Origin of the sequence: Rhodococcus sp. USK10 (assembly GCF_019378875.1) — a bacterium.
In the GTDB taxonomy this organism is placed as follows: domain Bacteria; phylum Actinomycetota; class Actinomycetes; order Mycobacteriales; family Mycobacteriaceae; genus Rhodococcus_F; species Rhodococcus_F pseudokoreensis.
Genome location: NZ_CP076048.1, coordinates 2,356,046 through 2,367,443, shown reverse-complemented (window position 1 = coordinate 2,367,443; position 11,398 = coordinate 2,356,046). Strand labels below are relative to the sequence as shown.

Below are 11,398 nucleotides of genomic sequence, written 5' to 3'. Positions count from 1 at the left end.
CGGTGGTGGAGGGGTGTCGGGTGGGGCGGTGTCGGAGGGGGAGCGGTTGGGTGTGTTGGGGGTGGGGAATGCGGCGTATGTGATGTATACGTCGGGGTCGACGGGGCGGCCGAAGGGGGTGGTGGTGTCGCATGGGGGTTGGCGAATTTGGTGGAGGAGGTGCGGGTTCGGTTCGGGTTGTGGTCGGGGTGTCGGGTGTCGCATGTGGCGTCGCCGGGTTTTGATGCGGCGGTGTATGAGTGGTTGATGGCGTTTTCGGTGGGGGCGTGTTTGGTGGTGGCGCCGCCGGGGTGTTCGGGGGTGCGGTGTTGGGGGAGTGGTTGGAGGTGGAGGGGTGTCGCATTGTTTTGTGACGCCGTCGGTGTTGGGTTCGGTGGAGGGGTCGTTGGGGTCGGTGCGGGTGTTGGTGGTGGCGGGGAGGTGTGTGGTGCGGAGTTGGTGGAGCGGTGGGGTGTGGGTCGGGAGTTGTTCGATGCGTATGGGCCGACCGAGGTGACGGTGCAGGCGACGGTGAGTGGTGCGTTGGTGCCGGGGGTGTGGTGACGGTGGGTGGTCCGGGGGTGGGTGTTGAGGTGGTGGTGTTGGATTCGTGGTTGCGGCCGGTGCCGGTGGGGGTGGTGGGGGAGTTGTATGTGGGGGTGTGGGGTTGGCGCGGGGGTATCACGGGTTGGTGGGGTTGACGGCGGCGTCGTTTGTGGCGAGTCCGTTCGGGGTGGGGTCGCGGTTGTATCGGACGGGGATTTGGTGCGGTGGGATGGGTTGGGGTCGTTGGTGTTTGTGGGGCGGGCTGATTTTCAGGTGAAGGTGCGGGGGCAGCGGGTGGAGTTGGGGGAGGTGGAGTCGGTGTTGGTGTCGTGTCCGGGGGTGGGTGCGGCTGTGGTGGTGGGTTCGGGTGGTGGGTTGGTGGGGTATGTGGTGCCGGAGGTGGGGGCCCAGGTGGATTCGGGTGCGGTGGTGGAGTTTGCGGGGTCGGTGTTGCCGGGTTTCATGGTGCCGTCGGTGGTGGTGGTGTTGGGGGAGTTGCCGGTGACGGTGTCGGGGAAGGTGGACCGTACCGCACTACCCGCACCCGAGGCCCCCGTACGTGTATTCCGGGCGCCGGCCACGCCGTTCGAGGCCGTCGTCGCCGACGTGTTCGGCGAGGTCCTCGGCGTCGACCGCGTCGGGGCCGACGACCACTTCTTCCGTCTGGGTGGAGATTCGCTGTCCGCCACCCGCGTGGTCGCCCGCGTCGACGCGGCTCTCGGCATCGACGTCGGCGTGCACGCCCTGTTCGAGGCGCCGACCGTGGCGGAGTTCGCGGAGCGCGCGGCGAAGGCCGGTGCGCCCACACACCGGCCGGAACTGCGGGCGGCGCCGCGACCCGAGCGAATTCCCCTGTCCCTGGCCCAGACTCGCATGTGGTTCCTCAACCAGTTCGACACCTCCTCGCCCGCCTACAACATCGCCATGGCATTCCGGCTCACCGGCGCACTCGACCTCGACGCCCTCCGGGCCGCGGTGTCCGACGTCGTGCGACGCCACGAGACGCTCCGCACCCGGTTCCCGATGGCCGGCGAAGAACCGGTGCAGGTGATCCTGCCCGCCGCCGACACGGTCCCGGACCTGCCCGTCACCACGGTGTCGAGCGAGGCCGAGTTGCGGGACCTGCTGTCGGCATCCGTCGCGCAGGGATTCGACGTCACCGAACAGGTTCCGTTGCGGGCAGCGGTGTTCGAGACCTCCGGCACCGACCGGACGCTGCTGGTGGTGGTCCACCACATCGTCGCGGACGGAGTGTCGATGGTCCCGCTCGCGCGCGACATGACGACGGCCTACACCGCCCGGGCGGCCGGGCACGTCCCGGACTGGCCACCGATCACTGTCCAGTACGCCGATTTCACGCTCTGGCAGCGCCGACTCCTCGGCTCGGAAGACGATCCGCAGTCGCTGGTGTGGCAACAACTGGACTACTGGCGCAGCACACTCGCCGGGCTCCCCGCCGCTCTGGACCTGCCCGCCGACCGTCCGCGGTCGCTGCAACGCACACCGGACGGGAGCAGGGTCGGATTCGAGATCGACGCCGATCTGCATCGCCGGCTGCTGGCGACGGCGTCCACTCACCAGTCGACGGTGTTCATGGTCGCGCACGCCGCCCTGGCCGCGTTCCTCGCGAGAATGTCCGGCACCGGGGACATCGCCGTCGGCACCCCCGTCGCCGGGCGCGGCGAGGCCGCACTCGACGACGTCGTGGGCATGTTCGTCAACACCGTCGTTCTGCGCACCGTGGTCTCCGACGCGGACCGCTTCTCCGACCTGCTCGACCAGGTACGCGACGTCGACCTCGCTGCATACGCACACGCGGAGGTGCCGTTCGAGAAGGTCGTGGAAGCACTCGACCCGCCCCGCTCCACCGCGCACTCACCGCTGTTCCAGGTGCTGCTCGAGTTCCAGAACGTCGAGCGTCCCGACCTCTCGCTGCCGGGCGTCGAGGTGCACGGTATCGACCTCGGTGCCACGATCGCCCGGTTCGACCTGCAGTTGACGCTGGCCGAGGAATACACGGACGACGGAACACCGGCCGGCATCACCGCCGGTTTCGCCTACGCCACCGACCTTTTCGACGCCGAAACCGTCGCAGGCCTGGCCGACCGGTTCGTCCGGATGCTCGACACCGCCGTCACCGACCCGTCGATCCGGGTCGGCGACCTCGAGATCCTCGACGCCCTCGAACGGGACGAACTCGTACCGATGCGCGGCTTCCCCGCGGTCGCGGAACGCCTGCTCCCGGACGTCCTCACCGCGGGCGCCGCGCTCGCACCGGGCGCGACCGCGGTGTCGTGCGAAGGCGTCACGCTGTCGTACCGGGAACTCGACGAGCAGTCGAACCGGCTGGCCAGGGCGCTGATCGACCGCGGCGCCGGTCCGGACGCCTTCGTCGCGATCGGCGTGCCCCGGTCGATCGACTGGGTGCTGTCGGTGTGGGCGGTCGCGAAATCGGGGGCCGCCTACGTGCCGGTCGACCCCGCCCTGCCGCCCGCGCGCACCCGCGGCATGCTCGAGGATTCGGGTGCGATGCTCGGGCTGACGGTGACCGCGCACCGCGACCGGTTGCCCGGGGTGGTGCCGTGGCTGCTGCTCGACGATCCCGACGTCGTGAACGGATATTCCGGCGCCCCGGTGACCGACGCCGACCGTCTGCGTCCGCTGAGAGTCGACCACGCCGCGTTCCTGCTCTACACGTCGGGATCGACGGGAACACCGAAGGGCGTCGTGCTCACCCACGGCGGCATCGCGAATCTCGCCGTCGAGGAACGGGAACGCTTCGCGTCGATGCACGGGGCGCGGGTGTCGCACCTGGCGTCACCGAGCTTCGACGCGTCCCTGTTCGAACTGCTGATGGCGTTCGCCGTCGGCGCGACACTGGTGGTCGTGCCGCCGACGGTCCTCGGGGGCCGCGAACTGGCCGAACTCCTCGCGAGCGAGCGCGTGTCGCACGCATTCTTCACCCCCACCATTCTCGACACCCTCCGCCCCGAGGACCTGCCGTCCCTGCGGATCCTCGCCGTCGCGGGCGAACGGTTCTCACCCGAGATCGCCGACCGCTGGACCCCGGGACGGTTCGTCTTCAACGGATACGGACCCACCGAGGCGACGGTGCAGACCACGATCAGCGAGGTGTTGTCACCCGACGAATCGGTGAACGTCGGCGGCCCGGGGCGGGGCGTCGACGTCATCGTGGTCAACACCTGGTTGCAGCCCGTCCCGGTAGGCGTGATCGGGGAACTGTACGTCGCGGGACCGGGGCTGGCACGCGGCTACCACCGGCGTCCGGCGCTCACGGGCGCGTCCTTCGTGGCAAACCCGTTCGGCGAACCCGGCTCCCGCATGTACCGCACCGGCGACCTCGTGCGGTGGACCGAGATCGGACGGCTGGAATATGTGGGACGCAACGACTTCCAGGTGAAGATCCGGGGTCAGCGGGTGGAGCTCGGCGAGATCGAATCGGTGCTGTCCCGCTGCGCCGGCGTCGGACGGGCGGCGGTCGCCGTGCACAGCGGCACCGGCGACCGGCTCGTCGGATACGTGACGGCGGAGGCCGGTGCGAGCATCGACACCGCCGAGGTACTCCGGTACGCCGGGTCGCACCTCGCGCCGTACATGGTGCCCGCCCAACTGGTGGTCCTGGACCGGTTGCCCGTCGGCCGTACCGGCAAACTGGACCGCCGGGCGCTGCCCGCCCCCGTGCTCGCGCCCCGGGAGTTCCGGGCACCCGCCACCCCGGTGGAGGAGGCCGTCGCGGAGGTCTTCGCCGACGTGCTCGGCATCGACCGCGTCGGGGCCGACGACGACTTCTTCGAACTCGGCGGCAACTCGCTCGTCGCGACCCGGGTGGCGTCCGCGCTCCGGGACCGGCTCGGCACCGACGTCGTCCTGCAGTGGATCTTCCGCAACCCGACCCCGGAGGGCCTCGCCCGCCGGATCGTCGACCCGTCGGTACTCGGAAGCATGCCGGCGGACGACGTGCTGAACGTCGTCGTCCCGCTCCGGGCGACCGGTGCTCAACCCGCCCTGTTCTGCGTGCACCCCGCGGGCGGACTCGCGCTGGGCTACGCCGGACTGGTCGGGCACCTCTCGCCCGACCGTCCGGTGTACGGGCTGCAACTGCCGATCCTCAGCGGCGGAACGACGTTCGAGTCGATGGAACAACTCGCCCACCGGTACGTGGTCGAGATGCGTGCCGTCCAGCCCCGGGGGCCGTACCACCTGCTCGGCTGGTCACTCGGCGGTGTCATCGCCCAGGCGATTGCCGTGGAACTCCGTGAGTCGGGCGCCGAGGTCGGCACCCTCGCGATGATGGACAGCTACGTCGCGGAGGGCGACGACTTCGGCGACCTCGAAGTGAACGCCGAGGAGTGGCTGCACGGCCTGGGCGTCGAATTCGAGGGCAGCGACGACGCAGGCACGTCGTACCGCGAGCAACTGCTCGAGATGCTCGGACGCTCGTTCGGCCGGGACCCCGCGTTCGCGTCGACCCTCCTCGGCCGCATCAGCACCGGGCTGGAGAACTCGAAGCAGATCTCCACCGGACACCGCCCACGCGTGTTCGACGGCGACCTGCTGTTCTTCAGCGCCGCGCAATCCGCCGAAGGGGAGGAAGGCGAACGGCCGTCGCCGGGCGTCTGGCAGCCCGCGATCACCGGCGTCATCGTCGAGAACAAGGTGGACTGCGATCATCTGCGGATGACGACACCGGAAGCCCTCGCGGTGATCGGGCCGATCCTGGAGAACTCCCTCGGGTCACGCCCCGATCGCGCTGCCGATGACGGGCCAGGACTCCCGTAACTCCGTCTCGAACAGCCCCCACGAATGCGTGCCCTGCGAGAGATACGCGAACGTGGCCGGAATTTGCAGCGAGTGCAACCGCGACTGGAACGCGGCCGCGCACACGTTGGTCACCATCTCGACCACACTGCCGCCGATCGTCTGCGGCACCACCAGCACCGGGTTGTGGTTGTCGATGCCGCCGGGAAGTCCGTTGCCGCTGGAGACGAACAGCTCTGTGCCGCGCAGGCGTTCGGCGTTCACCATCGGATCGTGCACCTGCCACTGCGGGTCCACGGCAGGGCCCCACATGTTGGTCGCATTGCCGCCGCCCCGCAATTCCACCATCGACCGCACCATCGCCTGGCCGAGCAGTCCACTGGTCGCGGCGCACCCGCTGTACGAGCCGACGGCCCGGTAGAACCCCGGAGCCTGGATCGCGAGGTCGAGCACCGCGCCGCCCGCCATCGACACCCCGCCGATGGCGTTCGCCCCGGTGGTCGCGAACCTGCCGTCGATGGCGGCGGGAAGCTCGCTCGTCAGGTACGTCTGCCACTTGTTCCTGCCGAGGACCGGGTCGTCGGAATCCCAGTCGGTGTACATGCTGTACTGCCCGCCGATCGGCATTACCACGTTGACGTGCTTGTCGGCGAAGAAGTCCCGCACACCGGTGTTGTTGAACCACGAGATCCCGTCCGAGCCGCCGCCGATGCCGGTGAGGAGGTAGAACGTGGGCGCCGGACCTCCCGATGCCGGAGAGATCACGTCGTTGGCCACCCACCGGCCCATCGACTCCGAATAGACGTCGACCCTGGTGATGCGCGGCTCCGCCGAAGCGGGCGACGGTCCGAGCGCCGCCCACGCCGAGAAGACCAGCAGCATCACCGCCGGCACACGCAGAGAGATCGCGGATCGCAGAGCTTCGAACGGTCGCATGGACGCCCCCTGGCTGTGGCCTGCCCTTCCAATCTAGGACTGCGGGGTACCTGCTTGGTGCGGTTCCCGTGAACCGGTGTAAAGATGATTCGGTGACCGACAACGACCGGCCCGACGAACGTTTCACGCTCGCAAGCGAGCGGACGTTCCTCGCCTGGATGCGGAGTTCACTCGCGCTCCTGGCCGGTGGCATCGCGATGATCCACCTGGTCCCCGAATTCAGCACCGGGTGGGTGCGGACGACCCTCGGACTGATCCTGATCGGCCTCGCCGCCGCCGCGGCCCTCGTCGGCATGCGGCGGTGGTCGCAGGTCGAGAAGGCACTACGCGACGGCGCGCCGATGCCGCCGCCCCACGAGTTGTGGTTGTTCGCGGTGACCCTGACGGTGGTGGCACTGGGAGCGGCGGTCGCCAGCCTGGTGGCCGCGCTCTAACCTGCAGAAGAGGTTTGCATCTCGCGAACCGGACGTGAAGACGAAGGAGTACACGGTGGCCCACGAACTCAAGCTCGGTTACAAGGCGTCCGCGGAACAGTTCGGTCCGCGGGAGTTGGTGGAGCTGGGTGTCCTGGCGGAGCAGCACGGCATGGATTCGGCCACGGTGTCGGATCACTTCCAGCCGTGGCGGCACGAGGGCGGGCACGCGCCGTTCTCGTTGGCGTGGATGACCGCGGTCGGGGAGCGGACGGAGCGGTTGCAGTTGGGGACGTCGGTGATGACGCCGACGTTCCGGTACAACCCGGCGGTGGTGGCGCAGGCGTTCGCGACGATGGGGTGTCTGTATCCGGGGCGGATCATGCTCGGTGTCGGTACCGGTGAGGCACTCAACGAGATCGCGACGGGTTTTGCGGGGGAATGGCCGGAGTTCAAGGAGCGGTTCGCGCGGCTGCGGGAATCGGTCCGGTTGATGCGGGAACTCTGGCTGGGTGACCGCGTCGATTTCGAGGGCGACTATTTCTCCACGAAGGGGGCGTCGATCTACGACGTGCCCGAGGGCGGGATCCCGGTGTACATCGCGGCGGGTGGTCCGGTGGTGGCCCGGTACGCCGGTCGCAGCGGTGACGGGTTCATCTGCACGTCCGGCAAGGGCATGGAGTTGTACACGGAGAAGTTGATGCCGGCGGTCGCGGAGGGCGCTGCCAAGGCCGAGCGCGATGTCGCGGAGATCGACAAGATGATCGAGATCAAGATTTCCTACGACACGGATCCGGAGTTGGCGCTCGAGAACACGCGGTTCTGGGCGCCGTTGTCGTTGACGCCGGAGCAGAAGCATTCGATCGAGGATCCGATCGAGATGGAGAAGGCGGCGGATGCGTTGCCGATCGAGCAGGTGGCGAAGCGGTGGATCGTGGCGTCGGATCCGGACGAGGCGGTGGCGCAGATCCGCCCGTACCTCGACGCCGGGTTGAACCACCTCGTCTTCCACGCACCCGGGCACGATCAGAAGCGGTTCCTCGAACTCTTCGAGCGCGACCTCGCGCCCCGGCTGCGGGGGTAGGCGGCTCCGCCGCCCGTGCGTGGTTGACGAGTGCAGGGACTCGTCAACCACGCACGAGCGCGAAGCGCCCGTCAGAGCATGTTCACGCGCTTGTAGAGCTGCCGGGAAGGACCGCCCAGCAAATCGGCCTCGTCCAGGAACCGCATGAGCGGCTGCGAACTCTCCCGGATCTTCTCGGCCCGGAACCGGTTGTTCTTCGCCTCACGCACCGCGCGTTCGGTGTCGAGGCCGGCGGCCGCGTAGACGGCCGGATTGATCATGCTGGAAACGATCAGGTTCGACGCGATCGCGATGCAGGCGCGGCTCGCGGCGCGGTGCCCCCTGCTCATGCCCTCGGCCCGGCGCAGTGTCTCCTCCCGGGCGAAGCGCATGTGCCGGGCCTCCTCGACCACATGAATCTTGCTGGTGACGCGGACGATCGGCTGGACGCGTGTGTCCTTCATCCAGTCGCGCTGCATGACGTCGAGGATCTCCTCGGCGACGAGAATGCCGGCGTACGCGACCTCCCCCGACGCGAGCGCCTTGAATCCGCGACCCAGCGTGACCACCGACTTCCGCGGAACGTACGAGGGGCACCCGAACTTCTCGGCGGTGCGGGCGAACATCACGGAGTGCCTGCACTCGTCGGCCACCTCCGTCAGTGCGAACTGGAAATGTGCCTGCGACGCGTCCTTGGCGTACATGTCCCGGATGACCATCTGCTGGAGAATCATCTCGAACCAGATGCCGGTGCCCATGATCGACGACACTTCGTGCTTCGTCAGCGTGATCTGCTGTTCGAACGTCATCTCGTCCCACATCGGCGTGCCGTACAGCGAGGACCACTCGGGAGTGAGGCCGTACAGGTCGTCGGGGATCGGCGCGTCCCAGTCCACCTCGACGGTCGGGTCGTACGACATGCGTGCGGAGGAATGGAGAAGCCGGGCGCCGGTGTCCTGGCGATCCGTGATCTTCGGATTGCCGAGAGCGAGCGTCGAGCGTGCCATGAATGTCCTCCATGTCAGTGTTACCAACAGTTACATCTAATCGTGGACTGAAATGCTCTTTACGTCAATAGTCATGATGTACAAATCATGTACAGAACCAGCTCGGTTTCCCGGGCGTCAAGCCCTCGGTGATGATCCCCACAACTCCGACTCGAGGCTTGCTCAAAATTTGCCTATCGTCTGTAGTGAGTTCTCGGCAGCGGGCCCGGATGATCCCTTGCCCTGGCATCACCCGGCAGAAAGCGGAATGAACCCATGTCTGATCAGAAGAGTGCCGCGCAGCCCCAAAGCCCCGATGTCGCCGTCGGTGCTCGCGTTCGGGTCCGCCGCGACGCCGATGCTCCCGCGCCGGGCGTCGTGATCGAGGATTTCGCGGACCTGTCCCAGTCGGAGGGTCTCCTCGGACGCGATTGGGCGCCCGTGCACCGCTGGGCCGTCGCCCTCGACGACGGACGCCTCGTCTTCGCCGACGACGGCGAACTCGACCTCGACACCGAGTCGCCCAAAGCGGCGTGCGGCTGATTCAGCCGAGTCCGTCGGCGATCTCCTGAAGTTGCTCGACAGTGCCTGCGGCGATCGTTCGCACATGGTCGGTGACGACGGAGATCGGCCAGTCCCACCACGCGATCCGCACCAGCGCGGCGATGTCGGATTCCGAATAGCGGTCCTTGATGTGGACCGCCGGGTTTCCACCCATCACGGCGTAGTCCGGCACCGACCGCGTCACTACCGAACCGGTCGACACGATCGCGCCGTGCCCGATGTGCACGCCGGGCATGATCGTCGCGTTGCCCCCGATCCACACGTCGTTGCCGACGACGGTGTCGCCGCGCGACGGTAGATCCGCAATCAGATCGGCATGCTCGGCCCACGCGCCTCCCATGATCGGGAAGGGGAAGGTCGAGACGCCGCTCATTCGATGGTTCGCGCCGTTCATGATGAACGTCGTCCCCGTCGCGAACGCGCAGAACTTCCCGATGATCAACCGATCCGGGCCGTAGTGGTGCAGGACATTTCGCGTCTCGAACTCGTCCGCGAACTCGGGATCGTCGTAATAGCTGTACTCCCCGACCTCGATCAGCGGGTTGTCGATCAGAGGTTTGAGCAGGACTACCCGGGGCTGACCCGAAATGGGGTGCAACGTCATCGGATCCGGTGCGGCACTCGTAGGCAACTAGTTCTCCATTCCTCGGCGCAGGCGTGCGCGACCTCCTGTATAGCGCCGTACAGCGCTGCGCTGCACGTGCTTTACGGCGGATTCGGCTATTGCCATGGTGTAGCGGCGATTGCTAGAGTCGAACAAAGTTTCGAACAACCTCGGGGGAGGCTGGTCGTGGGGGAAGTGATGGCACCGGATCTGGACGAGTTGCGGGCGTTCACGGCGCGGTTGCGGTGCGTCGAGGCGTGCGGTGATGCCGGGTTGGGGATCGAGTGGCTCGACGCGGTCGAATCCCTGAAGTCGGTCGGGTGCGCGGTGCAGGCGGTGGTGACCGATGATGTCGCCACCTGCATGCGGGAGGACCGCAAGGCCCGTCGGTTGCCGCGGGCGGAGTGGGACCGCGGTATCGCCTCGCAGATCGCGTTGGCGCGCAGGGAGTCCCCGAACCGTGGTGGTAGGCATCTGGGGTTCGCGCAGGCGGTGGTGCACGAGATGCCGCACGAGATGCCGCACACGTTGGCGTTGCTGCGGTCGGGTCGGTTGAACGAATGGCGCGCCACCCTGCTTGTGCGGGAAACAGCGTGTCTGTCGGCGGCGGATCGTGCGGTGGTGGATCGGCGGTTGTGTTCGGACCCGGACGTTCTCGACGGCGTCGGTGACCGCGGGTTGGTCGCGAAGGCGAAGGCCCTCGCGGTGGAACTCGACGCCGCCGCGGTGGTGGCCCGGTACCGCAAGGCGGTGTCGGAGCGTCGGGTGACGACGCGGCCGGCGCCGGATTCGATGGCGTACCTCAGTATGCTGCTGCCGATGGAACAGGCGGTCTGCCTCCAAGCCACACTCGGCCGGGACGCGGACAGTCTCATCGCCACCGGGGACAGCGGTGGCCGCACCCGCAACCAGCTGATGGCGGATTTGGTGTTCGACCGCGGCACCGGGGCCTCGGTGGCCGATGGGGTTCCGGTGGCGGTGAACTTGGTGATCTCCGACGAGGCGTTGCTGGCGGGTGAGAACGAGGCGGCGGATGTGGCGGGGCTCGGTCCGGTGCCGGCGGGGATCGCCCGGCAGCTGGTGGCGGCTGCCCTCGATGGTGATACCGCGGTGACCTTACGAAACGTGTACTCGTGTCCGTTGTCGGGGGCGTTGACGGCGATGGAGTCGCAGTCGCGGACGTTCCCGAAGGCTTGCGGAAGTTGATCGACCTGCGGGACCGGACGTGCCGGACGCCGTGGTGTGATGCGCCGATCCGGCATCACGATCACATCCTGTCCCGCCGCAACAAGGGTGCCACGACGGCCCAGAACGGGGCGGGTTTGTGCGCGGCCTGCAATTACGCGAAGGAAGGCGACGGGTGGACCGCCCGCCCGGTGCGCAGGCACGGCCGTACGCATCTTTTCGACCTCGGTACCCCGACGGGGCATCACTACCGGTCGGCGGCCCCGCGGCTCCCGTCCGCGGCGCGACGGTCGGAAATCGAGGCCATCCTCATCGCACATCTGCGAGCGTCATGAACTCGAAC

General features: G+C 67.9%; 8 protein-coding genes and 1 pseudogene. 6 read left to right on the top strand and 3 right to left on the bottom strand.

Features of this window, described 5'->3' with window-relative positions; all coding sequences use genetic code 11:
- The first annotated feature begins 82 nt into the window (after nucleotides 1-82).
- Nucleotides 83-247 carry an AMP-binding protein gene (locus I1A62_RS47215; RefSeq protein WP_374710840.1) on the top strand — a complete coding sequence of 55 codons (165 nt, stop codon included), beginning with the start codon at nucleotides 83-85 and terminating at the stop codon, nucleotides 245-247.
- 551 nt (nucleotides 248-798) lie between these two features.
- Complete coding sequence (locus tag I1A62_RS18000; RefSeq protein WP_257890829.1) at nucleotides 799-5,325, top strand: non-ribosomal peptide synthetase; 4,527 nt, start codon at nucleotides 799-801, stop codon at nucleotides 5,323-5,325.
- On the opposite strand, the gene I1A62_RS17995 is transcribed toward I1A62_RS18000, so the two are convergent.
- Nucleotides 5,281-6,240: an alpha/beta hydrolase family protein gene (locus I1A62_RS17995; RefSeq protein ID WP_206009897.1), complete on the bottom strand. Its 960-nt coding sequence runs from the start codon at nucleotides 6,238-6,240 to the stop codon at nucleotides 5,281-5,283. The two genes, I1A62_RS18000 and I1A62_RS17995, sit on opposite strands and share 45 nt — an antisense overlap.
- Nucleotides 6,241-6,332: 92 nt before the next feature.
- Between I1A62_RS17995 and I1A62_RS17990 the strand changes: the two genes are divergently transcribed.
- Together I1A62_RS17990 and fgd are read left to right on the top strand one after the other, a co-directional pair.
- Entirely contained in the window at nucleotides 6,333-6,674 is a 342-nt protein-coding gene (locus I1A62_RS17990; protein ID WP_073370691.1) for a YidH family protein, read from the top strand.
- A gap of 55 nt (nucleotides 6,675-6,729) precedes the next feature.
- Nucleotides 6,730-7,737, top strand: a complete 1,008-nt coding sequence (gene fgd / locus I1A62_RS17985) for a glucose-6-phosphate dehydrogenase (coenzyme-F420) (protein WP_124392295.1) — start codon at nucleotides 6,730-6,732, stop codon at nucleotides 7,735-7,737.
- Between the two features lie 71 nt (nucleotides 7,738-7,808).
- Here the strand turns inward: fgd and I1A62_RS17980 are convergent, their stop codons facing one another.
- Nucleotides 7,809-8,723, bottom strand: coding sequence for a diiron oxygenase (locus I1A62_RS17980; protein ID WP_219459312.1), 915 nt, complete (start codon nucleotides 8,721-8,723; stop codon nucleotides 7,809-7,811).
- A 255-nt stretch (nucleotides 8,724-8,978) separates the two neighbouring features.
- On the opposite strand from I1A62_RS17980, the gene I1A62_RS17975 reads away from it, so the two are divergent.
- Nucleotides 8,979-9,245 (top strand): hypothetical protein, encoded by a 267-nt coding sequence (locus tag I1A62_RS17975; protein WP_206009900.1) that lies wholly within the window; start codon nucleotides 8,979-8,981, stop codon nucleotides 9,243-9,245.
- A gap of 1 nt (nucleotide 9,246) precedes the next feature.
- Here the strand turns inward: I1A62_RS17975 and I1A62_RS17970 are convergent, their stop codons facing one another.
- On the bottom strand, nucleotides 9,247-9,870 hold the full coding sequence (locus I1A62_RS17970; protein ID WP_219461247.1) for a CatB-related O-acetyltransferase: 624 nt from the start codon (nucleotides 9,868-9,870) through the stop codon (nucleotides 9,247-9,249).
- Nucleotides 9,871-10,056: 186 nt separating this feature from the next.
- On the opposite strand from I1A62_RS17970, the pseudogene I1A62_RS17965 reads away from it, so the two are divergent.
- Nucleotides 10,057-11,390 (top strand): annotated as a pseudogene (locus I1A62_RS17965) (HNH endonuclease signature motif containing protein).
- The last annotated feature ends 8 nt before the right edge of the window (nucleotides 11,391-11,398 follow it).

Bases quoted from the DNA above. Each gene is read 5' to 3' on its own strand.
- I1A62_RS47215 (WP_374710840.1), top strand. From the start codon at position 83: ATGTATACGTCGGGGTCGACGGGGCGGCCGAAGGGGGTGGTGGTGTCG.
- I1A62_RS17995 (WP_206009897.1), bottom strand. From the start codon at position 6,240: ATGCGACCGTTCGAAGCTCTGCGATCCGCGATCTCTCTGCGTGTGCCG.
- I1A62_RS17970 (WP_219461247.1), bottom strand. From the start codon at position 9,870: ATGACGTTGCACCCCATTTCGGGTCAGCCCCGGGTAGTCCTGCTCAAA.
- I1A62_RS17980 (WP_219459312.1), bottom strand. From the start codon at position 8,723: ATGGCACGCTCGACGCTCGCTCTCGGCAATCCGAAGATCACGGATCGC.
- I1A62_RS17975 (WP_206009900.1), top strand. From the start codon at position 8,979: ATGTCTGATCAGAAGAGTGCCGCGCAGCCCCAAAGCCCCGATGTCGCC.